This is a genomic window from Nitrosospira sp. TNL200 (assembly GCF_055386305.1).
In genome coordinates this window covers 718,106-741,474 of sequence record NZ_AP041003.1, presented here as the reverse complement: position 1 = coordinate 741,474, position 23,369 = coordinate 718,106, and the positions used below count along the sequence as shown (strand labels likewise).

25 protein-coding genes and 1 tRNA gene are annotated in these 23,369 nt (G+C 55.3%); 13 read left to right on the top strand and 13 right to left on the bottom strand.

Annotated features, from left to right (window positions below; translation table 11 throughout):
- Nucleotides 1-152 precede the first annotated feature (152 nt).
- From serC to ACZ5CE_RS03340, 9 genes are all read left to right on the top strand, one after another.
- The gene (gene serC / locus ACZ5CE_RS03380; RefSeq protein ID WP_464576331.1) at nt 153-1,247 is read left to right on the top strand and encodes a 3-phosphoserine/phosphohydroxythreonine transaminase; all 1,095 of its coding nucleotides are present in this window, start codon (nt 153-155) and stop codon (nt 1,245-1,247) included.
- The gene (locus tag ACZ5CE_RS03375; RefSeq protein ID WP_464576330.1) at nt 1,240-2,439 is read left to right on the top strand and encodes a phosphoglycerate dehydrogenase; all 1,200 of its coding nucleotides are present in this window, start codon (nt 1,240-1,242) and stop codon (nt 2,437-2,439) included. The genes serC and ACZ5CE_RS03375 overlap by 8 nt, the downstream gene beginning before the upstream one ends.
- Nucleotides 2,440-2,461: 22 nt before the next feature.
- The gene (gene pheA / locus ACZ5CE_RS03370; protein ID WP_464576329.1) at nt 2,462-3,526 is read left to right on the top strand and encodes a prephenate dehydratase; all 1,065 of its coding nucleotides are present in this window, start codon (nt 2,462-2,464) and stop codon (nt 3,524-3,526) included.
- Between the two features lie 187 nt (nt 3,527-3,713).
- Nucleotides 3,714-4,820, top strand: a complete 1,107-nt coding sequence (gene hisC / locus ACZ5CE_RS03365; RefSeq protein ID WP_464576328.1) for a histidinol-phosphate transaminase — start codon at nt 3,714-3,716, stop codon at nt 4,818-4,820.
- A 15-nt stretch (nt 4,821-4,835) separates the two neighbouring features.
- On the top strand, nt 4,836-5,852 hold the full coding sequence (gene aroF / locus ACZ5CE_RS03360; protein WP_464576327.1) for a 3-deoxy-7-phosphoheptulonate synthase: 1,017 nt from the start codon (nt 4,836-4,838) through the stop codon (nt 5,850-5,852).
- Between the two features lie 15 nt (nt 5,853-5,867).
- A complete protein-coding gene (locus tag ACZ5CE_RS03355) occupies nt 5,868-6,803 on the top strand; it encodes a prephenate dehydrogenase (protein ID WP_464576326.1) in 936 nt (311 codons plus the stop codon).
- Nucleotides 6,804-7,022: 219 nt separating this feature from the next.
- A complete protein-coding gene (locus tag ACZ5CE_RS03350; protein WP_464576325.1) occupies nt 7,023-7,373 on the top strand; it encodes a nuclear transport factor 2 family protein in 351 nt (116 codons plus the stop codon).
- A 315-nt stretch (nt 7,374-7,688) separates the two neighbouring features.
- Nucleotides 7,689-8,063, top strand: a complete 375-nt coding sequence (locus tag ACZ5CE_RS03345; RefSeq protein ID WP_464576324.1) for a hypothetical protein — start codon at nt 7,689-7,691, stop codon at nt 8,061-8,063.
- Between the two features lie 65 nt (nt 8,064-8,128).
- Nucleotides 8,129-8,824 carry a glycosyltransferase family 2 protein gene (locus tag ACZ5CE_RS03340; RefSeq protein ID WP_464576323.1) on the top strand — a complete coding sequence of 232 codons (696 nt, stop codon included), beginning with the start codon at nt 8,129-8,131 and terminating at the stop codon, nt 8,822-8,824.
- Between the two features lie 158 nt (nt 8,825-8,982).
- Here ACZ5CE_RS03340 and ACZ5CE_RS03335 read toward each other — a convergent pair whose 3' ends face one another.
- From ACZ5CE_RS03335 to atpD, 12 genes are all read right to left on the bottom strand, one after another.
- Nucleotides 8,983-9,915: a hypothetical protein gene (locus tag ACZ5CE_RS03335; RefSeq protein ID WP_464576322.1), complete on the bottom strand. Its 933-nt coding sequence runs from the start codon at nt 9,913-9,915 to the stop codon at nt 8,983-8,985.
- Between the two features lie 146 nt (nt 9,916-10,061).
- A complete protein-coding gene (locus ACZ5CE_RS03330) occupies nt 10,062-10,523 on the bottom strand; it encodes a YkvA family protein (RefSeq protein ID WP_464576321.1) in 462 nt (153 codons plus the stop codon).
- Nucleotides 10,524-10,751: 228 nt separating this feature from the next.
- Complete coding sequence (locus ACZ5CE_RS03325; protein ID WP_464576320.1) at nt 10,752-11,795, bottom strand: bile acid:sodium symporter family protein; 1,044 nt, start codon at nt 11,793-11,795, stop codon at nt 10,752-10,754.
- Between the two features lie 164 nt (nt 11,796-11,959).
- Nucleotides 11,960-12,859: a F0F1 ATP synthase subunit gamma gene (locus tag ACZ5CE_RS03320; protein ID WP_464576319.1), complete on the bottom strand. Its 900-nt coding sequence runs from the start codon at nt 12,857-12,859 to the stop codon at nt 11,960-11,962.
- Nucleotides 12,856-14,472 carry an alternate F1F0 ATPase, F1 subunit alpha gene (locus tag ACZ5CE_RS03315; RefSeq protein WP_464576318.1) on the bottom strand — a complete coding sequence of 539 codons (1,617 nt, stop codon included), beginning with the start codon at nt 14,470-14,472 and terminating at the stop codon, nt 12,856-12,858. Before ACZ5CE_RS03315 ends, ACZ5CE_RS03320 begins: the two co-directional genes overlap by 4 nt.
- The gene (locus ACZ5CE_RS03310) at nt 14,469-15,368 is read right to left on the bottom strand and encodes a F0F1 ATP synthase subunit delta (RefSeq protein ID WP_464576317.1); all 900 of its coding nucleotides are present in this window, start codon (nt 15,366-15,368) and stop codon (nt 14,469-14,471) included. The genes ACZ5CE_RS03315 and ACZ5CE_RS03310 overlap by 4 nt, the downstream gene beginning before the upstream one ends.
- Before the next feature lie 3 nt (nt 15,369-15,371).
- The gene (locus ACZ5CE_RS03305; RefSeq protein ID WP_464576316.1) at nt 15,372-15,653 is read right to left on the bottom strand and encodes a F0F1 ATP synthase subunit C; all 282 of its coding nucleotides are present in this window, start codon (nt 15,651-15,653) and stop codon (nt 15,372-15,374) included.
- 76 nt (nt 15,654-15,729) lie between these two features.
- Nucleotides 15,730-16,434 carry a F0F1 ATP synthase subunit A gene (locus ACZ5CE_RS03300; protein WP_464576315.1) on the bottom strand — a complete coding sequence of 235 codons (705 nt, stop codon included), beginning with the start codon at nt 16,432-16,434 and terminating at the stop codon, nt 15,730-15,732.
- On the bottom strand, nt 16,435-16,764 hold the full coding sequence (locus tag ACZ5CE_RS03295; protein WP_464576314.1) for an N-ATPase subunit AtpR: 330 nt from the start codon (nt 16,762-16,764) through the stop codon (nt 16,435-16,437).
- 76 nt (nt 16,765-16,840) lie between these two features.
- Nucleotides 16,841-17,311 (bottom strand): AtpZ/AtpI family protein, encoded by a 471-nt coding sequence (locus ACZ5CE_RS03290; RefSeq protein WP_464576313.1) that lies wholly within the window; start codon nt 17,309-17,311, stop codon nt 16,841-16,843.
- Complete coding sequence (locus tag ACZ5CE_RS03285) at nt 17,304-17,741, bottom strand: F0F1 ATP synthase subunit epsilon (RefSeq protein ID WP_464576312.1); 438 nt, start codon at nt 17,739-17,741, stop codon at nt 17,304-17,306. The genes ACZ5CE_RS03290 and ACZ5CE_RS03285 overlap by 8 nt, the downstream gene beginning before the upstream one ends.
- Nucleotides 17,713-19,176, bottom strand: a complete 1,464-nt coding sequence (gene atpD / locus ACZ5CE_RS03280; RefSeq protein ID WP_464576311.1) for a F0F1 ATP synthase subunit beta — start codon at nt 19,174-19,176, stop codon at nt 17,713-17,715. Before atpD ends, ACZ5CE_RS03285 begins: the two co-directional genes overlap by 29 nt.
- A 133-nt stretch (nt 19,177-19,309) precedes the next feature.
- On the opposite strand from atpD, the gene ACZ5CE_RS03275 reads away from it, so the two are divergent.
- The 3 genes from ACZ5CE_RS03275 (at nt 19,310) to ACZ5CE_RS03265 (ending at nt 21,918) form a co-directional block, all read left to right on the top strand.
- Nucleotides 19,310-20,218, top strand: coding sequence for a cation diffusion facilitator family transporter (locus tag ACZ5CE_RS03275; protein WP_464576310.1), 909 nt, complete (start codon nt 19,310-19,312; stop codon nt 20,216-20,218).
- A 609-nt stretch (nt 20,219-20,827) separates the two neighbouring features.
- A complete protein-coding gene (locus tag ACZ5CE_RS03270) occupies nt 20,828-21,217 on the top strand; it encodes a phage integrase central domain-containing protein (RefSeq protein ID WP_464576309.1) in 390 nt (129 codons plus the stop codon).
- Nucleotides 21,151-21,918, top strand: a complete 768-nt coding sequence (locus ACZ5CE_RS03265; protein ID WP_464576308.1) for a hypothetical protein — start codon at nt 21,151-21,153, stop codon at nt 21,916-21,918. Before ACZ5CE_RS03270 ends, ACZ5CE_RS03265 begins: the two co-directional genes overlap by 67 nt.
- A gap of 263 nt (nt 21,919-22,181) precedes the next feature.
- Here the strand turns inward: ACZ5CE_RS03265 and ACZ5CE_RS03260 are convergent.
- Nucleotides 22,182-22,271 (bottom strand) — tRNA-Ser (locus ACZ5CE_RS03260).
- 378 nt (nt 22,272-22,649) lie between these two features.
- Between ACZ5CE_RS03260 and ACZ5CE_RS03255 the strand changes: the two genes are divergently transcribed.
- Complete coding sequence (locus tag ACZ5CE_RS03255; protein ID WP_464576307.1) at nt 22,650-23,345, top strand: Bax inhibitor-1/YccA family protein; 696 nt, start codon at nt 22,650-22,652, stop codon at nt 23,343-23,345.
- The last annotated feature ends 24 nt before the right edge of the window (nt 23,346-23,369 follow it).

Genomic DNA, 23,369 nt, shown 5'->3' with positions numbered 1-23,369 from the left:
ATCATCCTGAATCCAGCAGTGTGCAAAACGGTCATTTCCCGAATCCGGCCAAGTCCCGAACAACGAAATTTCGCATCAGCCATTCAACGCTTCCTTGAGCAGGAGAGACTCGGGATCGGCACTACCCTCGGGAAGCATGGGAGATGAGTTTCATGGAACGCATATTCAATTTCAGCGCCGGTCCGGCAGTGTTGCCGGTGGAAGTTCTGCAACGGGCGCGCGACGAATTGCTGGACTGGCACGGCAGCGGCATGTCGGTAATGGAAATGAGTCATCGCGGCAAGGAATTCATGTCCATCGCGGCTAAAACCGAAGCGGATCTGAGGGAACTGGCAGGCATTCCGGACAACTACAAGGTACTTTTTCTGTCGGGCGGCGCTTCCGCCCAGTTTGCCATGGTGCCGATGAACCTGTTGCGAGGCAAAACCAGCGCTAATTACGTGAGCACGGGGGAGTGGTCCCGGAAAGCGATCAAGGAGGCGAGGAAATACTGCGCAGTCAATATCGCCGCCACATCCGAAGATGCGAACTTCACCTACGCGCCGGCGCAGGATACCTGGAAAATCGATGCGAACGCCGCCTACGTGCATTACACGCCTAACGAGACCATTGGCGGAGTCGAATTCGGCTGGACACCGGATCCTGCTCGCCTCGGAGTCGATATGCCCCTGGTGGCGGATATGTCCTCCAGCTTCCTGTCGCGTCCCCTGGATGTCGCGCGTTTCGGCCTCATCTATGCCGGCGCGCAGAAGAACGTCGGTCCTGCGGGATTATGCATCGTAATCGTTCGCGAAGACTTGATCGGGATGCCGCTGGCAGGCACGCCGACCATGTTCGATTATAAAATACATGCCGACAACGATTCGATGTACAACACACCGCCCACCTATCCCATGTACATCAGCGGACTGGTGCTGGAATGGCTGAAGGAAAAAGGCGGCCTGGAGGCAATGGAAAAAATCAACATCGCCAAGGCAGCCTTGCTTTATGACCTGCTCGATACGACGGACTTTTATCGTTGCCCGGTTGCAAGGCAGGATCGCTCGCGCATGAACGTGCCTTTCACATTGAAGAATCCTTCCCTGGATGAGGAATTCCTGAAACAGGCCAAGGCACGCGGCCTGGTCCAGTTGAAAGGACATCGTTCGGTAGGCGGAATGCGGGCATCCATATACAATGCCATGCCGCTGGACGGAGTGCAGGCGCTGGCGGAATTCATGAAGGAATTTGCGGACAAATATGCCTGAACGCGCGCGCAGAGTTTTCCGGATACTCACGCTCAACCAGATTTCTCCGCTGGGCCTGAAACTGTTTGCCGCGAATCGCTATGTGGTCGGCAGCGATATCCAGGACCCCGATGCGATCCTGGTGCGTTCGCACAACATGCTGCAGATGGACATTCCTTCCACCGTCACGGCAATAGCCAGGGCCGGCGCGGGCACGAACAACGTGCCGGTAAAAGACATGAACCTGCGCGGCGTGCCAGTGTTCAACGCCCCTGGCGCCAATGCCAACGCGGTAAAGGAATTGGTGCTTGCCGGTTTGCTGATAGCCTCGCGCAACCTGATCCCCGCGATCCGCTTCACCGATAGCCTGGAGGGCGACGACGCCACGCTGCACAAGCTGGCGGAGAACGGCAAGAAGCAATTCTCCGGAATCGAGTTGCCGGGACATACTCTGGGCATTATCGGCCTGGGTGCAGTGGGCCGGTTGGTGGCCGACGCGGCCATCCGCCTCGGCATGAAAGTCGTTGGCTACGACCCCAATATTACCGTGGATGCCGCCTGGAGCCTGTCCTCGGAGGTAAAGCGGGCCGAAAGCATACCGGACCTGCTGCGCGTCAGCGATTTCATCACCCTGCATGTGCCCTTGCTGGATACGACACGGCGGCTGATCGATAATGAGGTAGTGCGAAACATAAAGGCAGGAACCATCCTGCTCAACTTCTCCCGGAATGGCATAGTCGACGAAGACGCGGTGCTCGCGGGAATCGGGTCCGGCAACATAAAATATTATGTGTGCGATTTTCCCAGCCAGAAATTCCAGCATCATGAGGCCGTCATCACGCTGCCGCATCTGGGCGCATCCACGCTTGAAGCGGAAGAAAATTGCGCCGTGATGGTGGTCAAACAGTTGATCGACTACCTGGAAAACGGCGGCGTCACCAATACCGTCAATTTCCCGAACCTCACCATGGAACGCGAGTCGCCATACCGGCTGGCAGTAGCGAATTCGAACGTGCCAAACATGGTAGGCCAGATTTCGACCAGCATGGCAAAAGCCGGCCTCAATATCCATAACATGGGCAACAAGTCTCGCGGCGAAATGGCCTATACGCTGGTGGATGTCGACAGTCTCGTACCCCAGAAAACCATAGACGAGATTTCCGCAATCAAAGGCGTGCTGATGGTGCGCTACCTGCCGGTGCTGGCCGGATAACCAGGACAAAATTCCCCTTCTGATGACCGACCTCAAGCCACTGCGCGACAAGATAGACGCGATCGACAGCGAACTGCTCAGGCTGGTAAGCGAGCGCGCAGCCCTTGCGGAGCAGATAGGAAAAATCAAGAATGGCAGGGCATACCGGCCGGAACGCGAGGCGCAGGTCCTGGCGCGAGTGCGCGAATTGAATTCCGGACCATTGCCGGACGACCATATCGTCCGCCTGTTCACCGAAATCATGTCGCTGTGCCGCTCCATGGAAGAGCCATTGTCCGTGGCCTACCTTGGTCCTCCCGGCACTTTTTCGGAAGAGGCGGCCTTGAAGCGTTTCGGCAGCGTCGTGACCACGCTCGCATGCAGTTCAATTGACGAGGTATTTCGCAAAGTGGAAGCCGGTACCGCGCGCTATGGCGTGGTGCCGGTGGAAAATTCCACGGAGGGCGCGGTTGGCCGCACCCTGGATCTGTTGCTGCTGACTTCGCTGAAGGTATGCGGCGAAATAAAACTGCCTATCCATCAACTTCTGCTCGCCCGCCATGCGGATCTTGCCCGCATCAGCAAAATCTACTCGCACCCCCAGTCATTCTCCCAGTGCCATGAATGGCTCAATGCCAACCTGCCTCATCTCTCGGGAGCGGCAAGGATCAACGCGGCAAGCAATGCGGATGCCGCACGGCTGGCGGCGGAGGATGAAAATGCGGCCGCGGTGGCTGGCCAGAAAGCCGGGCAAGTATATGGGCTGACCGTCTGCGCCTGGAATATCGAGGATGATCCCAACAATACCACCCGCTTCCTGGTTATCGGCGCGCAGGAGGTTACGCCTTCGGGCAAAGACAAAACGTCGCTGGTCCTGTCGGTTCGAAACCGGCCCGGTGCGATACACGAACTGCTGGCGCCGTTGGCCGAGCATGGTGTCAGCATGAGCCGCCTCGAATCCCGGCCGTCCCGCGCCGGCATGTGGGAATATGTGTTTTTTGTCGATATCGAGGGTCATCAGGAAGATGAAAAAATCGGGAAAGCCTTACGGAAACTGCGGGAAACGTCGACTTTCCTGAAAATCCTCGGCTCATACCCGGCAGTCTAGGGTCTGTTCTCTTTGGCGCCTCGGCAAATCCGGGTGGAAGGTCTGGCGGACTCCGCGGAGATCTGCTCAGCTCCTCCTTGACAACTTTACAATCTTAGCGATCCTTACAATCTTGAACTTCCTGTAACCATTGCAGCCCCTACCCCTTTCTCGCCTCTCTTATCCTCGTAATTATCCATTCGACTCTATGAATCTTTGTGATCTCGCTCCCGAGTATATTCGGGCTATCAGCCCTTATCAGCCCGGAAAACCTATCTCCGAGCTGGCCAGGGAAATGAATATGCAGGAAAGCGCCATCATCAAGCTCGCATCCAACGAAAACCCGCTGGGAACAAGCCCGCTCGCTCTGGAAGCCATGACGCAGGCGCTGAACCAGGTGGCGCTTTATCCGGATGGCAGCGGCTTTGATCTGAAGGAAGCGCTGTCGAAGCGCTATGGCGTATGCGGCGCGCAAATCGTCCTGGGCAATGGCTCGAACGATGTTCTGGAACTTGCGGCCCGCGTATTCCTGAAACCTGGAGCGGCAGCGGTTTATTCGCAACATGCGTTCGCCGTGTATCCGCTGGTGACGCAGGCGGTTGGCGCAAGCGGGATCCCGGTACGCGCCCATGATTATGGGCACGACCTCGATGCGATGCTGGATGCGGTCACGCCCGAGACGCGCATCGTGTTCATCGCCAATCCCAACAACCCCACCGGCACGTTGCTGCCCGCCGCCGAAGTATTGCGTTTTCTGCAACGCGTCTCCTCCGACGTGCTCGTGGTATTGGATGAAGCCTATAACGAATATTTGCCTGCCAGTGTCAAGGCGGACAGCGTCTCATGGTTGCAGCAGTTTCCCAACCTGCTCATTACCCGCACATTTTCAAAAGCTTATGGCATGGCTGGCATACGCGTGGGATTCGGGCTCGCGCATGAAGAGGTAAGCGGCCTGATGAATCGGGTGCGCCAGCCCTTCAATGTGAACAGCATCGGTCTGGCTGGCGCCGTTGCCGCGCTCGACGATGTGGAGTTCGTGAAGCGCTCTTATGCGCTCAATCAAGCCGGAATGCTGCAACTCACCACCGGGCTGCGCCAGCTCGGCATTGAATATATCCCCTCATACGGTAATTTCCTGAGCTTCAGGCTGCCGGAAAAATACAGCGCCAGGGTGGTAAACGAGAGTCTTCTCAAACAGGGCGTGATCGTGCGGCCCATCGGTATTTACGAAATGCCGCAACATCTCCGGGTCACGGTCGGGCTCGAATCCGAGAACCAGAAATTCCTGAATTCCCTTGAAACCGCATTGACATAACATGGGAGAATCGGCTTGATCATCGTAATGAACAGCGACGCCACCGACGAGCATATCGAGACGGTGGTGGCCAGGATACGGGGCTTTGGCCTCGACGCCAATGTTTCGCGCGGTACCGAGCGTACTGTCATCGGCGCGATCGGGGATGAGCGCAAACTCGACCCCGAAATGTTCGATCTCCTGCCGGGGGTCGAATATTCCATGCATGTCGTGAAACAATACAAGATCGTCTCGCGGGAATCGCACAAGCATGATTCCGTCATCGATGTGCGCGGCGTGCCGATCGGCGGCAATCAGGTGCAGATCATAGGCGGCCCATGTTCCGTGGAAACCCAGGAGCAAATGGATTTGTCGGCGCGGCATGTATCCGAAGCGGGTTGCCAATTGATGCGGGGTGGGGCCTTCAAGCCGCGCACCAGTCCTTATACCTTCCAGGGAAACGGCGAGGAAGGATTGAAAATGTTTCGCAAGGCGGCAGACAAGCATGATCTGCGCATCGTTACCGAGTTGATGGACGCACGCATGCTTGACACTTTTCTCCGGTATGATGTGGATGTGATCCAGATCGGGACTCGCAGCATGCAGAATTTTGAATTGCTGAAAGAGGTCGGGCGTATCAACAAGCCGGTCATACTCAAGCGCGGCATGTCCGCGACCATTTCGGAATGGCTGATGGCGGCGGAGTATATTGCCGCAGGAGGCAATCACGACATCATTTTCTGCGAGCGCGGCATACGCACCTTCGAAACAGCCTATCGCAATGTACTGGATGTAACTTGCATCCCGGTGCTGAAAAAAGAAACCCATCTGCCCGTGATCGTGGATCCTTCCCATGCGGGAGGCAAGGCATGGATGGTGCCCGCGCTGGCTCGCGCCGCAATCGCTGCCGGTGCGGATGGCCTGCTGGTGGAAACTCACCCGCATCCGTGCGACGCGTGGTGTGACGCGGACCAGGCGCTTGACCCCGGAGAATTCCAGTCTCTCATGAGTTCGTTGAGAGGCATAGCACAGGTTATTGGCCGGTCCCTGTAATCAACGCTCTCGACCATGATGCCAGCCGTAATCGATAAACTGGTGATTATCGGCGTGGGATTGATCGGCGGCTCATTCGCGCTGGCGCTGCGCGAGGCGAGTCTGGTCAGGCATATCGTGGGCATTGGCCGCAGCCGCGGCAATATGCAGCGCGCGCTGGCCATGGGAGCGATAGATGAAATCGGCGTCTCGCTTCCGGCGGCGCTGAAAGGTGCGAAGCTGGTGTTCCTTGCCATGCCGGTGGGACAAACCGAGGCAGTCATGGCCCAGATCTCGCCTTATCTCGAACCCGATACCATTGTGACCGACGCCGGAAGCACCAAGCAGAACATCGTTGCTGCGGCGCGCCGCCAACTGCCCCCGCACCTTCAGAATTTCGTTCCGGGCCACCCCATCGCGGGAGCGGAGCTGAGTGGGGCGGGCTCGGCCGATGCCGGGCTGTTCCATGGCAGGAATGTCGTTTTGACGCCTCTCACGGAAACCAGCACGGCAGCAGCAAACCTGGTTGCGGAATTGTGGGAAGCTTGCGGTTCCCGGATTTTCCGGATGAGCGCTGCCGAGCACGATGATATCCTTGCCACCATAAGCCATCTTCCCCATGTGCTGGCGTTTGCACTGATGAATCACGCCGCGCTGGATCGCACCCATGGCACGGATGGTTCGTTATCACCGCCGCCGCCATCCGCTCAGGCGCATGTTCGACCTCGCGGCCCCCTTCAGTTCGCCGGTACCGGGTTTCGCGATATGGTCCGCATAGCGGGCAGTTCTCCCGAAATGTGGCGCGACATATGTCTCGCCAACCGCGAGGCCGTGATAAGGCAAATCGATGCCTACCAGGAAGAACTGGCCGGCCTGCGCCAATTGCTTGCCAGCAGCAACGGGAAGGAGCTGGAAAGCGCTTTCTCCCGGGCGCGGGATGCCAGAAAACGCTGGCTGGAAAATCAGCCGTGACGGCTGCAGTCCGCAATTCCTGCTGACGCTTGCTTTTGGGTGGAGGTGGTATGTAGCATGCAGGATGGGTAAAGCATGGCGTAACCCCAAATCCCCATCATGGGTACTGGCGAATTCCAGATCGACGAGGTGAAATAAGCCGGTGATGGAGATATGTCAGCAGTCAACCATCCTGTCGAAAGCCAATAGAAAACATATTTATTCCAAATGGAGGCGACAATGACTTTGAAAGAAATGCTGGATGACCTGAATAATATGATCCTGAAGGGTGAAATCCTGGAATCCATGGACAAATACTATGACCCGAAGTGCGTGGTCATGGAAAAAAACGATGTAGTGGCAACGGGCCTCCAGCAGGCCAAGGAGCGGGAATCCGAGATCTTTGCGGGAGTCGAGGCGTGGCTGAAATCGGAAATCCTCTCCACTGCCGTGGGGGATAATGTCACCATGACTGAGTGGCATTATGAGTACAAGCACAAGGATCTCGGGCACAAGAGTTTCGACCAGGTCGCCGTTCAGCATTGGAAAGACGGGAAAATAATCCACGACAGGTTCTACGCATTGTACTAAGGAAGCGCTGAACAAATCTCCGCTGGCGCGGCGTCCGGAATGACGGCGATTTTTTATGCAATGAATTTACGATTCACTACACTAGCAGCCTGCCGGGCTTGAAGAATCGAAGCGAAAATGTGACTGGACGAGGGTAGATTTTGACGATTTTGAAGACCAATAGTCGTTCTATTGGTCGAAAAAGCGGCGAAATATAGACCAGCCAGATGCTTTTGCAGCCGATTTCCTTTAGTCCGACAGGCTGCTAGAGCCTGTTAACACGAGTTTTACTGCATTCATTCGATATTTTTCTGGACCACAGGAGACGTCATGAGAATGAAGTGGCTTTCACTGATATTTTTCGCTGCATTCTCCAGTTCCAGTCCCGGTTTTGGGGCTGAAAAGGATACTAAGAAGGATACCAAGCCCGTTGCCAAAGCCGAAAAGGACTACAAGATATGCACCGTCGGAGGATATTATTCCGGTACGGACGACAAATTTCTGTCCGGTCTGGCAACCCACATGGCCCAGAAAAGAAATATCCTCCATGATCCCATCTGTGGCGCATTATGGCGCAATGCATACAAAATAGGTGCAACCGTCACAAAGACCGGGGCGATACACGATCAGGCTGAAGAAATCGCAGTCAAGGAAGCTACTGAATTCAGCCGCAAGGTATATGAGGCCGTGGGCAAGGATATCGTCTTCTAGATGCTGGATGCAGTAGCTTCGCAACTCCATAAAGGAGGCGCAAGCGAATTGGCGGCATTTCCGTGATGATTGAAAAGACAGCGAAAAAAATCAGCATCCTCATGCTTACGCACAACGCACCGGAGTATGTTGAACTGAGCATTCGTTCAGTCCGGAAGCGCACGGAGGGGATCAGTTACGAACTGATTGTGCTGGACAACGCATCTGAAAACGAAACTGTTTCATTAGTCGCGAACCTTCATGAAGAAGGATTGATTGATAAGCTCAAACTGCTGGACTATAACTCGCTTTTCGCCGAGGGCAACAATATTGCGGCAAAGCTCGCCTCGACTGATAGCAGCCATTTCCTGCTGCTCAATAGTGACATCGAGGTCAAAAACCCCAACTGGCTCTCGCATCTTCTCGCGGTACATAAGCGAGGCATGACCTCCTATGGCCTGGTAGGAAATCCCCGGAGGGGATGTGGCAACGACTCAGGTCAGCTCCCGTTACGGGTCGATGGCTTCTGTCTCCTGATAGACCGTGATCTGTATGAAAAAGCCCCGCTCGATGAAGCGCATCAATGGTGGTACGCGGTAACGAAACAGCAGGCCGGATTGCTGCAGGATGGCTGGAACGTTCAAGGATACGAATCGTATGGACAGTGGCTACACCATTTCGGCGGAAAAAGCGGGACCGCCTTTAAAACCGCGCGAGGAATGAACGTATCCCCCGAAAAAATGCTGTCCTGGTTTGGAGACAAAGAGGCTCATGCACTGTGAAGCCGCTAGATCCTGTCAAGCGCCAGATTTGCTCGACGCTATTGCCACCCAGGCGATGAACCCCGCCCTCAAGGGTTTCGCAATCTTTCCTGATCGATTCTCCCGCGTGCTCTCAAATGGCATCTTTTAATCTTTTTGTAGCTGGGCAGGCCGTTCAGCTAACAGGAATCGTGGCTCAGTGGATACTTCAGGCTTTGCAATAGGATGGAATAGGATGGAACCCAGCTATGCTCGATCAAATGATTGGGTAGTTCGTTAAAGTCGAAGGCAATGCCGTCTTTAATCATCTGATTAACGTCAAACAGATATTTTATTTCCGGGATATCGTCAAAGAAGAGCATGTAGAACGGCTTGACCAATGCTCGGGAAATCATAATGCCGGCAGGCCCCATGAAATTCCTTCTCTGCCCCACGTGAGCAACTTCGTCAATGGTGATTTCATCCAGTAACTCCCTTAGACGTTGGCGCACCTCCGGTTCTTCCGCCAGGAGTTCGTCGATTAAGCGAGCCAAATGACAGTAGAAAGTCACCCCCATTAATTCAGTTACAAAAGCTGGGGGAGACATCAAGAATTCGGGAAACCTGGGAAACTGTTCATAGATTATTTCCTTGATCGGCCCCAGGGGAACCCACTGCACTTTATCCAGTCCGCAGGTACGGAACATTTCATCAAATAAGCGCACGTGGCAGAATTCCTCGGCCAGATGTACGCGGCTGATCTTATCTTCCACGGTATATGAATTTGCCATGCTCGGAACCGAATCCCAGGCGCCTTTTATCCCTGCCCATTCATGTCTGGCGAACTTATATATGCCCGTCAACATCAGCGTCATCCGATCCAGCGATTCGGGATCATCCTGCATCTCGACATAGTTGCGATAAAAAGCTTCCGGATTAACCAATTGACGTTTCATTTGCACCGGATTTTCCTGAAAATACCTGAGGCGGCTGCGTTTCTTGAATAAATCCTTTTCCTCTTCAAACAATTCCCCACCGTGTTGCTGGGTAAACTGCCAATAGTTTTCAAAATTTTCCTGTCTCTGCTGCCTTGAAGCGGGAGAAAAAATGGAAAGATATTTTGCCTGGCTCATGCGTGTTTCCTCGGGCTGTTTTTATTGCGAATGCTGATCAATGTCGCCGATGTATTTTTCAATACCATGACAGGGAAAATAAAAATTGAAGTTCCGAAAAATCGATCCGGATTTTGTTGAAGTGGCTGAATTCGAGTCGTGTGTCTTCAATTCTGGTTTCCTGAAAGATCCCGGTCGATGGTTTGTGTAGCAATCGTTTCATCCGCAATGACCCTCGCGCGGCAGTCATCTACGATTTCCTGTGGAATAAGCTTCAGCGCAAGAATGAGTAATGCCGGAGCAATGATCAAATCGTCCAACTGGCCCAGAATCGGAATGAAATCAGGAATTAAATCAAGGGGAGAAAGCGCATATGCCAGAGCAAGCCCCAGCAGGCATTTAGACAGCTGCGGCGTTCGCTCGTCCTTGAGCACAAGCCGGAAAATCCGGATCTCTATCTGAAGGCGATCACCGATCGATCTTAACATTTCAAGCATACTCAATTTTCCCTTATCAAACGCCATATGCATTTGTATATGCCGTTGATAATAAGACAATATCTGACTAGAAAAAGCTGTAAAAAAATGATGAGAAAACTGGAGGAAATTATATTCAGGGAGTTCTGACACGATCCTGTCAGCTACATTACAAATATGTAATATTTCGTACCCCGGCTATATGCATGCGTATTTCTGATAATTGAAGAAAAGACGGCCACCTTCCTCAGCAAAGGGTTACCCGGGTCAGGGTATATCGCCGATGTGGCCCGCCATGACTTCATGCATAACAATGTCATCGTGCATGGTGGCTCATCCCTTTCCTGGCGCGAAGGGTTCGCAGTATTGCGATTCTCTATATCAATCGTCGAGGTTTGTCCTGGTCATTATCTGGTACACGGCTCCCGCTACGATGTGCTGCAGCAGGTTGTAGAAAATGATGGGCACCATTATGTTTGGGTAGGAGGATAAGGTTAAAGATGCGAGTACCAGCCCGGTCCCGTTATTGTTCATTCCCAATCCGAACATGAGTGAGACGCGCTCGGGCTGTTTCAACTTGAACAAGCGGCTCAGCCCATACCCCGCTGCAAATAGCAATAGGCACAGGCCCGCAGTAATTGCCAATGTAATTGCGAGGAAGTCATAATCGCCCTCAGCCATCGCTTGAGGCAGCGATACTGAAGCATTCGAGTAATTGAGCAGCAATAAAACAATGGTATTGATGAGCTTGAGATACGGCATTACTCTGGCTTGCGCAATTTCGCTGACCAGCATGCGCGCCGCAATGCCCAGCAGCGCTGGCAATACCACCCAAAGACCCAGGAAGCCTGCTGATCCGTACGCTGCCAGACCCTGTAAAACCTTCTCGTACTCCTCCGAAGCCATCTCGCCAAAGATCTGAAATACGACAGGAGTGACGATAGGACTCAGAACCGTTGAAAAAAATACCAGGGCCAGACTAAGAGCTAAATTCCCGTTGGCGTTTTGTGTCCATGCTGTAGACGACCCGGCAATAGGCATGGCAGCGATCAACGCCAAACCAACGAGGATGTGCTGGACTTCCAGCGGCTCATACCAGAGGCGCATTGCAATCGTTACGCCAAACACATAGGCAATGGGAATTGCCAGGTTCGCACCCAGTCCTGCTGCCAATACATGTTTCATATGCAGGATTTTCTTCAAGTGGGAAACCTGCAAACCCAGGCCCGCGTTGAACATGAGCATGGCGAGCATGATCATCAGCAGCGATATGGAGGTTCTCTGCTGGAAAATGCCCACTTCGCCAAAAGACACGCCCCTGATCCATAAGCCTGGAGCGGGCAAGATCACGGCGATAACGTACGCGGCGATCAGGAACCAGAGCAGGTGGCGGTGAAGAAAATGAGATATTGAGAGTAAAGACAATGTTTTTTATCCATCCTTCGTGGATAGATAGTCGGTAGATGGGCTGCAGCGGCAGTCGGGCTTAACCAACCATTCGTACTAGGCAGTCAGTAGGTCGGATCAGCGCAGCGTAATCCGACGCTGGGCTGGAACCCATGTGCACTTTCAAGTGCTGATGGCCGCCTCTATTTTGCTTTTTCCCTCACCGCTTCTACCCCGGCGATGACATCAAAGAGTTCGGCATCGATTCGGCTCTGGCGCAGCCGGTTAAAAGTCTGCTGAAGGCTGCCGCTTAGCTCATCGATATTTTTTTCGGCGCGCTCCATGGCTGCAAGCCGACTGGCACTCTCGCTGGCGAGTGATTCGGCACAGGCGCGGAACAGGGATACGAAGAGGTATTCCCGTATGAGCGCGGGCAGCGTGGCGATATTGCCGCCCACCACCTCCGGCAGGTTTCTTGCAGGCCAGGGAAGTCTCGACAACTCCCTTCTCCAGGCTTCGTCCAGCGGCAACAGCCGGTGATGGAAAGGCGCATGGGTTGATCCAGAGCGGGGCCTGTTATAGAACAAATAAAGTTCCGCCATCTCATTCTCGCGCAAGCCCGGCCCCAGGACGGCCAGCATGATCTCCCATGTCAATGGCGTGACCATCTGGATCGATAGTGGAACGGTAAAGCTCCCCTCGATGGCAAGGCCAAGGTCCGCCAAGCGATCATGCACGCGCTCGCCCACCACCCAGATTTTTTTCCTGCCCGGAAGGGCGGCGAGAGTTCTGGCTGCATGCTCCGCTATCGAGTCATTGAATTGACCCACCAGTCCCTGGTCAGAACCGAATACGACCGCGCCAGTCACACTGCAGTCCACCCCCATATTTTTTTTCTCCATGGGAAAGCCGTGCAAGCCGTTGGCGCGGAAGCATACGCTCAGCCCAAGCTGCACAGTGCGATGATAATCCTCCAGTGCGTGTACAGACTTTTCATATTGCCCTATGCTGGCCGCAGCCAGCGCCTTCATGGTGCTCACCACCGACCTCAGGTCTTTTGCATTGTCGATCTTGCGGCGCAAACTGGCGGTGGTATCGCTCATGATTTCCTCCCCTGACCCGGCCTGTGTGCGGACACCGGCGCCGGTATCCGCGCTTCCTCTGGCCACTGCTTCAAATCCAGCCCGCTCAGCGCCCTGCGCGCGTGGCTCATCAACACTTGCCGCTCTTCGTCGCCAAGGATTTCGGCGGTTTCCATGCGCGCCAGCAATTCCGGGGGAATATTTGCTATCACGTCCCTCACCGCCTGTTCCGCTTCCCTCATGCGATCCAGCGGCACCTCATCGAATAATTTCGCTGTCAGCGCCAGCAGCAAAATGATCTGCCCCGGCACGGAAACCGGGGCGGACTCGGGCTGCTGAAGGCAAGCGCGAATGCGCCTTCCATGTTCGATAATCCCACGTGTATGCTCGTCCACGCGGGCTCCAAAGCGAGCAAATGCTTCGAGTTCCCCGAACTGGGCATAATCCAGCTTCAGATCGCCGATAACGGCGCGATAAACAGCGCGTTGCGCCTTGCCCCCAACACGCGAAACCGATTTGCCGACATCGACCGCAGGCAGCACGCCTAGCTCGAACAGCGTCGGCGACAGGTAAATCTGGCCGTCCGTAATGGAAATCAGGTTCGTCGGGATGTAGGCAGCAATATCCTCTGCCTCCGTTTCGACGATCGGCAGGGCGGTCAGGGAGCCGCCGCCGAGTTCTGGACGCAGATGCGTGGCGCGCTCCAGCAGCCGCGAATGGATGTAAAAAATATCTCCGGGATAGGCTTCGCGCCCCGGGGGACGCCGCATCAGCAGTGACAGTTCGCGATAGGCGCGCGCGTGATGCGCCAGATCATCGTAAACGATCAACACGTCGCGGCCTTGCTCCATAAAGTATTCCCCTATGCTGGTCGCTGCATAGGGCGCGATGTATATCATGCCGGGCGGGTCGTTTCCCTCGGTCACCACCACGATGGTGTAGCGCAGTGCGTCATTTTCCCGCAGCGTTGCGACCACCTTGGCAACGCTCGATGCGTGCTGACCGATGGCGCAGTAGATGCACAAGATATTCGCATTTTTCTGATTGAGTATGGTATCGAGTGCAATGGCGGTCTTGCCTGTCTGGCGGTCTCCCAGGATCAGCTCGCGCTGGCCCCGCCCGACAGGGATGAGCGCATCGATGACCTTGATGCCAGTCTGCAACGGCACGGTGACGGGCGCGCGATCCATGATGGACGGCGCCGCGCGCTCGATTGGCATACGCCGCGAAGATATCGCTGGCGCCTGGTCATCCAGCGGACGTCCGAGTGGACTGATGACTCTGCCGACCAATCCGTCGCTCACCGGCACATCCATCACGTGCCCTCTGCGCTCCACCTCATCCCCGGCATGCAGATGCGAATAATCATCCAGCAGGATGACGCCGATTTCATCTTCTTCGATATTGAACGCGATGCCATAGGAGCCGCCGGAAAACCGGAGCACTTCCTCGAAACCTGTGCCGGGCAGGCCGGACACCTTTGCGATTCCCGCGCCGATGCTCGTAACCACGCCGGTCTCGCGCAGCATGAGCCGGGGCACCGCAGCTTCGCGTGTTCGGGCGATCCGCAGGAAAGCGGCGTCGAAGGCATCTTGCACGCTATCCGGATTTGCGCTTGCCGGCTCTTGGATCAATTCATCGCTCCTTGCTGGCGTTCCGCGTCCGCCGGAGACGATGCGGCCCTGGACTCGACCGCGCCTGCGGCATCAAGAAGCTTGCCCACTTCTTCTTCGAGCGAGGCAACGTACCCGGCGATGCTCCATGCCACCTTATACCCGCTAGCAACGAGTTCGATACCGCTGATGAGATTTGGCTCGGGTTTAAAATGCAGCGATATTTCTCCATGCACGATTTCCATGATCGCCGCAGCAATGGCTTCCTGCTGCGCTGCCGGCAATTCAAATGCGCTGCGGATCGTGATTTCCCCGCTCCCGGTCCCATCTGCCCGGGAAGGACTCAATGCACCTGCCATCGCTGTCTTGTGCCGTAACTCTCCCCTCGCCGTGAAAATTCCCACTGCTGCGGCCAGACTCGCCTTTTCCTCCGGATCCAGGCTGCGCATGCGGCGGATGAACACTTCCGCCATATGGGCTTCCAGGGTCGTATCGGCAAGATCGGCCAGCGCCTTGCGCGCGATAGCAAACACTTCCGCGCATGTACGCTGCTCGATGGCATGGCGCAGGGCTTGATATTCACGGCGCTGCGCTTTTTGCCTTCTGCAGCGCAGCTCCTCCGCATCCGTGTATGCGGCGGCTAGCAAGCGCTTGCGCTCCGCGCGCGCCTCATCTGCGGCGGCGGCCAGGAGTTCGCTGAGCCGGCGGTCGAATTCTTCATTCTTCTGCTGAAACCTGTTGCGCTCGGCCTCCGCCACGTGTTCCTTCTCCGCAGCGGCGGCCAGATCTGAAGCAATGCGCTTTTCGCGCGCATCCAGCGCATCGAGGATGGGCCGGTAAAGGAAGCGCTTCAGCAGCCACGCCAGGATAAGGAAGTTGATGATCTGCGCGGCAACCGTGAACCAGTCGATCAGCACGAATCATTTCCCGGCGGCATGGGCAACGACATGATTCCAGAAGGGGTTGGCGAAAATCAGGATCATGGAGACCACGAAACAGTATATGGCGAGCGACTCGATTATCGCCAGCCCGACAAACAGCGTCCGCGCGATCGTAGCAGATGCATCTGGCTGCTGCGCCAGCGAAGTAAGTGCCGTCGCCACCGCTTTTCCCTCCCCCAGCGCCGGTCCGATTACGCCAATGGCAATGGTCAGGCCAGCCGCCAGGATGGATACGGTCGCAATCAATGTGATGCTGTCCATGCTTGCTCCTCAGGATGATTTCACGTTTATCGGTTCGCCTGCCAAATCCTCCCTGGCGCGCCCAGTCCCACAGCCTTCATGGTTCTCGTCGCGCCGCGTGCGGCTCTCTGCTGTCCTCATCGTCGGAAGTTGCCGCCGCGATATAAACCGTGGCCAGGATAGCGAAAATATAAGCCTGCACCATGCCCGTCAGCAGCGCCAGCGCACTCATGGCAACCGGGAAAATGAACGGCGTGATGACCAGCAGGATCGCGAGAATCATTGTACCGCTCATCATGTTGCCGAACAGCCGCACGGCCAGCGCCAGGGTACGCGTAAACTCCGCCAGGATATTGAACGGCAGCAATAGCGGCATAGGCTTGAGATAGGACTGCAGATAACGGCGCCAGCCCTGTTTCCTGATGCCATAAAATGGCACCGCGACAAACACGCAGATCGCCAGTGCGACAGTCGTGGAAAGCGACCCCGTGGGCGGCTCGTAGCCGGGAATGACGACAAAAAAGTTTGCCACGGCGACAAGGATGAACAACGTGCCGAGAAAGGGAAGATATATTCGGGGCTGGCGCAGGCCCACGTCGTTGATCTGTTTTTGTATCGTAATGACAATGGTCTCCAGCAGGCTCTGCCAGCGTGAACGCGCCAGCCTGGATGACAAGCGCGAGGTGATGGCTTTCGCGCCGCCTGTCAGCAGCAGCATCAGCGCCCAGGTGTAGGCGATGGTGGCGTTGAGCTTGACGAAACCATGCTCCCAGAAAATGATGTGATCCGGGCTGAGATGCATCTAGGGTTCCCCCTTCCCGTCAAGCCCGCTGCCCAGGGGGCAGGAAAAAGGCGCCGGAAGAAACCGTGTCGCCGCTCCCCTTGCCAGGAGGAATCCGAGCAAGGCGGCAAGCAGGATTTTCCAGCTGTCGGCTGGCAATGCCAGCAGGGAATAAAACCCTGTGGCAACAATACCCGTGCGCAGCAGCATGCTGCCTATGAACCACAGACCGTGATAAGGAGATACCAGACCTCGGCGCACCGTCCACCACAGGCCGCCAAAAAAAACTGCTCCCAACAGCACCCCCGCCACCGCGGCCAGCGCAAGCAACGGACTCAAGATATCGCTCATCGTCATTCTTCCTCGTTATCTTCCTTGATATCCCTATTTTCCGATGGTGCCCGTTATCCTGTTTTCTCTGTATCTGTCATTTCTTGTTTTCCCCCTTGCTTCTTCGAGTGCTCCCGCTTTCAGGCTTGCTTATCCCTTCCTGCTGCTCCCCAGCTTCCTGCCCATCCCTCCTGCGAGTGATGCGCTCCTCGCGGGCTACCCAGCACCAGGCATTCAAGCATCCGATGAGCAAACCGGCAAAAAGCAGCGTGAGCGTCCATGAATGCTTCCCCGGGAATTGCTGATCCAGCCAGATTCCCAATGCCGCGCCAAGAAGCGTGGGAACGCTCACCCCCCAGCCTACCAGTCCCATCATGCCGAGCCCGGACCAGGCAGTTTGCGCCTCCCGGTCCTGTGCCCGTCTCGCTCGCAGCTTGCGCGCGGCTTTCATTCCTATCCGGCGGCTGAATTCCGCTTCCCTCTCTTCCCCTTCTGTCCTTTCATGCTGGCGCCCTCGCCGCCTCTGCGCGTCCAGCTTTGCTCTCCGTTCGGCCGGCTCATCACTCATGTTGAATTTCCATGAAACGCCGGATGAAACCGCTTTCCAATCTCGCCATGACCTGGCGAACGCTGCGCGCCTGCTCGCCCAGTTCCTGGAATTCCCGGGACACCGTCTCATGCAGCACCTCCAGGTTGGCACCCGCCACCGCGTTGCGCGCCGATACCGTCACCTGGGAGCCTGCCTTTACCAGGATGCCCTCATCCACCGCCACATATATCTCATCGTCCGCACTGGTCTCGAAGACCAGGATGCCCCGAACCAGGGCAGCCACGCAATCCAGCCGGCGAGGCAGCAACCCCTGCGATCCGGCGGAGGTCTCGACCACGATGCGATTCACGCGTGTTTTTTCCATGAAAACACGAAAGGGCAGCAGTATCGTCAAATCCATGCTGGCTGGCTCATGCCGCTCATGCAGGTTGTCCGGCGGAACTCCCATCGCGGCTCGTATTTATTCTGGACCCTGGCTGGGCATTATTAGCGCTACCGGCCTGCTTCGCCTCGCTCACTGGGCCAATCATGTATAGCGCACGTTCGGGAACGTCGCTGAATTCGTTGCGCAGGATGCGTTCGCATCCGTCCAGCGCCTCCTCGAGACTGACGAATCTTCCCGTGATTCCGGTAAATTGCTCAGTGGTAAAGAACGGCTGGGTGAAGAAGCGCTCGAGCCGCCGCGCACGCGCGACGATGGCACGGTCTTCTGGTGACAATTGTTCCAGTCCGAGCATGGCGATGATGTCTTTGAGCTCGTCGTATTGCGCCAGGGTGTGGCGAATTTCCTGGGTTATCCGGTAGTGTCTCTGCCCGATCACGCCTGGCGTCGCCATTTTCGATCCGGATTGCAATGGATCGATCGCCGGGTAAAGGCCTTCGCTGGCGCGCTTGCGTGAAAGCACAATGGATGCGGAAAAATGCGAAAAGGCGTGTACCGCCGCCGGGTCGGAAAAATCGTCCGCCGGCACGTACACGGCCTGTATCGATGTAATGGCCCCGGTATCGGTATTGGCGATCCGTTCTTCGAGCTGCGCCAGCTCCGTGCTCATGGTCGGCTGGTAGCCCAGCCGCGAAGGCATCTGGCCCATCAATCCGGAAACCTCCATGCCTGCCTGGATGAAGCGATAGATATTGTCCACCAGCAACAGCACGTCGCGATGCTCGACGTCGCGAAAATACTCGGCCATGGTCAGGGCCGCGTGCGCGACGCGGAATCGCGCCCCCGGCGGTTCGTTCATCTGGCCGAACACCATCACCATGTTCTCCAGCACGCCTGCGGCCGCCATGTCGCGATAGAGCTCTTCTCCTTCGCGGCAGCGCTCGCCTATGCCGCAGAAAATGCTGACGCCTTCATGCTGCCGCGCGACGTTGTGGATCATCTCCGTGAGCAGTATTGTCTTTCCCACGCCCGCTCCACCCAGTAGCCCCGCCTTGCCGCCGCGTTCCAGCGGCATCAGCACATCGATGATCTTGATGCCGGTTTCGAATATCTCGGATCGGGTGGAACGCCGCGCCAGCGGCGGAGAAGAATGGTGCACCGTGCGCCATTGCACCTCCTGCGGCGGTGCCTTGCGGTCGATGGCAGTGCCGAACACATCGAACATGCGCGAAAGTGTCGCCTTCCCCACGGGTGCGCGCAGTGGCCTTTGCGTATCCGTTACCGGCATTCCGCGTGCAAGGCCCTGGGTTGGCGTAAGCGCAATGCCACGCAAGTTATGCGCATCGAGCTGGGAAAGGACCTCGATCAAAACCTCGCCATTTTTTCCAGTGAGCAACAGCGACTGTATAGATGGAAGCCGGCTTGTAAACCGGATATCCACGATTCCGCCGCGCACCGCAGTGACTGATCCCGTTTCAGGGTCAGCGGCTATAGCATTCATGTTCTCCCCATCGTCCAAATTGGCTCCTTCGGATGGATGGGATCATGCAGAGCTTCTGCATGTCCTACTATCAGAGCTTCTGCATGTCCTACTATCATAGTAGCGTATCCCGCAAAACTTTTATATTGAGCCGATGTTGCCCGACTCCCTTCGACGTTACGCCTGGTTGTCAGTTTCCACCGCCCTCGCGACGATTCTTCTCAAGAGCGTCGCCTGGTGGCTGACCGGCTCGGTCGGCCTTCTTTCCGATGCCCTCGAGTCTCTGGTCAATCTCGCCGGCGCCCTGATGGCTCTGGCCATGCTCACGCTATCTGCAATACCACCCGATGAAAATCACCCTTATGGCCATGGCAAGGCAGAGTATTTTTCCAGCGGCTTCGAAGGTTTCCTGGTTGTGCTGGCTGCGATCGGCATCTGTTACGCTGCCGTGATTCGCCTGTTCAATCCGCGAATGCTGGAAGATGTCGGAGCCGGCCTGATCGTGTCGGTCATCGCATCCATGCTCAACCTCGCCACCGCCCGGATCTTGTTACGAGTGGGACGCACCCACCACTCGATAAGCCTCGAAGCGGATGCCCATCATTTACTGTCGGATGTATGGACATCGGCAGGGGTCATCCTGGGTGTTGGATCGGTTTTGCTGACGGGCTGGCTGTGGCTTGACCCGGCTATTGCCATCCTGGTTGCCGTTAACATTTTGCGAATAGGCTGGCAGTTGATGCGCCGCTCGGTCGACGGCCTGATGGATGCCGCCCTGCCATCTGAAACCCTACATGTTATCGAAGGGGTGTTGGATTCGTACCATAAGGAGGGGGTGGATTTTCATGCGCTGCGCACGCGCCAGGCTGGAAAACATGCGTTTGCGACAGTGAATGTACTGGTGCCAGGCGATTGGACAGTGCAGAAGGGGCATGACTATCTGTCGCGTATCGAATCTGACTTGCAGGCTGCAGTACCTTATTTGCACGTCACAACACATATGGAACCCCGGAATGAAGCGCGTGACGGCAAGATCAACAGATGTCAGGAAGAAGTTTTCTGAACCCACGAAGAAAGGCAATCCGTTCCATCTGAACTAACAAACAAAACGGACTCTCTTTAGCCGCCGAGCGGATTCGGGTCCAAAGTCCCGCAAGCGGAAGTCTGGAATAACTGGTGTAAGCGGTGTCCGCTTACATCCAAGGAGGCGCTGAACAAATCCTCGCTGAGCGCGTTGCTGGTAAAATCGGGATGATCATAAGGCGCGCGACGCAGGTCGTAGCTTGGACTACGACGCCAGGGAGCGCAACGCCATGGCTCCCCAGAGCGTGGCCCGAGGCCCCCCCGCGAAGCGGGGATCAGGCAGCGGCGGGGATGCCAGACCGCGCCAAGGTACTGTTAGGGTGCCAACAACCCGCTACGGGGTCGCATCTTCCTCTGGGAGACACTGCTCCGCCCTGCACGGCCGCACCATTCGCGTCGTCGCCTTTCGCGCATCCCATCCCGCAAAGCCACCGCCGCGCCAGCAAAGATTTATTCAGCGCTTCCCTAACTTTCATACCATATCACAGCATGTCAAATAGTGGCTGAAAGCCTATTCTGTCTATCTTTCCCATAAATTAATCCATCCCTTTTCATGTCATCCCGCGTCATGTAATCTCACATTAATTCATTGCTGCTATGGAATCGGAATTGGTCGAATAACAAGCATGCTTCCCAATGGTGCAATACGCTCAGCAGTTATGTCTTTCCCGTGATTGGCAAGATCTATGTGCGTGATATCGATCAATCCCATGCGATGCAGGTGCTGGAACCGATTTGGCTGACAAAAACAGAGACAATAAAGCTGTTGCGAGGACGGATCGAAAACGTACTGGACTGGACACGGGAGCGCGGCTATCGCAGCTGCGAGTTAGAATCCCAGCATCTCGCTCAAGTAGAAAAAGATAAGCTGAACCTTGGATATCAATTCTTTAAAAAATGGAAGGGTATGCCGTGTTTGAAAATACTATCAAAGGGCGATTTTTTGCAAAGGCGTACTCACCCGATTCAAGCATTCTAAAACTCTCAAACGAGGATTATCTAAAAAGGATATCCGAAGGAAAAGATATATATTTGGCACGGGCCCGTGTCTGGGCCGGTTACGATAAATGGACTACGCGTGAGGCCGCAAGCTTACTTTCTGGGCTCGTGCCTGCAGGAGATGATTCTGCAAAGTTTTTTCACAAATTTTGTTGGTCAGAAACAGAGAAGGATGAAAGTACAAATCCCTGTCGCTATATAATTTTCAAAATATTTTCCCGGAATCGAGAGTGTGAAGAACATATCTTCGAAATATTGAAACGTTCGGATATGGGTGGTCAAGCAAGTCCCAGGAAATGGGCGGAATATGCAAAAACGAAAGGATGGCTACCTCATGCTGAATCCTTTGCTGATATCGATAATAGTCCGTTGCTCATTCTCCTGGAATCAACGGGCGGGAGTGCTCTCCTCCAATCATCGGAGAATGGACCACCAATTACTCAACCGAAGCCTGATTCTTCTTATTCCACTGCATGGCTCAGTATCCAGAATCGCGCTATCGCGCAATTTTTTAGTCCGCGACGGAATTTTGATGCCAAGAGCGAAGAAGTTGTGGAATGGATAATGGCGGAGACTGCCAAGGTCGGGCTGAAGGAATCTCGAAAGGTTGCCGAGGCGATTTTCACGATGATCAAACCGGATGATCACGATCCTAAAAAGAAAAGGGGTAACCCTCTATAACAAGCCTCCATGCGGTTGTAACCTAGAGTGAGGTTAGTCGTAAATTTCGGATACCGACGGTAACAGGTTAACTGCACTGCCATGGCGGAGGATGCCACCAGCAATGCTGATATGACAAGAACGACTGGATCGCGTCGGGTGACCCTCAAAACCCAAGATGGCGAGCCAATGGGGAAAATGTCCAACGATCCAAGCTGCGAGTGGACTCACAAATGGACCTTTATTTAAAAACTACATATAACCAATAGCTTATAATGATAAAGTGGCGGAAGCGGTGAGATTCGAACTCACGGTAGAGTCACCCCTACGGCAGTTTTCAAGACTGCTGCCTTAAACCGCTCGGCCACGCTTCCATTTCCGCTGGGCCAGACAATCCTAAATCCGGCAGTCGACCGCTTATTTCCAGTTTAGAACCATGATCCACAAGGATTTTTTCGATACTCGACGTCCACCTGCGTGGTGAGTTTCGCTACAGGGCGGATTGTGCGATTTTTGCGCCACATGGCTGCGTTCCAACTCCTTGGAATGGAATAGCCATTCCGCGTCGAGGCACCTTGCCCTGCACCCCAAAAACCGCACACTCCACTCTGTCCAATTAGCGGATTTAGAATAATACCTTTTCAACGGTCATTTTTCCAGCAAGACCCTTTTTCCAGTGTTGTTGTTATTGCAACTTTTCCCAAACCTGCGTAGTCTTATACTCTGTAAAGCAAATCAACCAAGGAGACCTCATGCAACCTGAACTACGGTATTCAAATTCGACGGCGCAAACCGGCCTTGCTGTCGTTCGCAATAAGGTCTTGCGCAATACTTACATGCTGCTCGGCTTGACCATGATTCCCACTATGATCGGAGCGATGATCGGGATGAGCACCAATTTTGCGTTCCTGGCCCAGGCGCCGATCATGGGACCGCTGGTAATGCTGGCTGTCATGATGGGCCTGCTATTCGGGGTGAGCGCCACGCGTAACAGCGTAATAGGGATTGGACTTCTGTTCCTGTTCACGTTCGTCGCGGGCTGGTGGCTTGGGCCGATGCTGCAATATGCGCTGCACCTCAGAAATGGCGCGCAACTGGTGGGAGTCGCTGCCGCTGGAACTGCCGCTATCTTCTTCACTCTGGCAACCATTGCGACGGTAACTAAAAAGGACTTCGGTTTCATGCAGAACTTCCTCTTCGTAGGACTGGTGCTGCTGATAATCGCATCCATCGCCAACCTGTTCTTTGCCGTGCCGGCAGCTTCGCTCGCCATCTCGGCGGTTGCGGTACTGCTGTTTTCCGGCTTTATCCTCTTCGATGTAAGCCGGATCGTCAACGGCGGGGAAACGAACTATGTAATGGCCACGATGGGTATCTACCTGAGCCTCTACAACCTGTTCACCAGCCTGCTGCATCTGCTGCTGGCCTTTTCCGGTGAAAAGGACTAACCGACTCTCATAGATAGCAGCAAA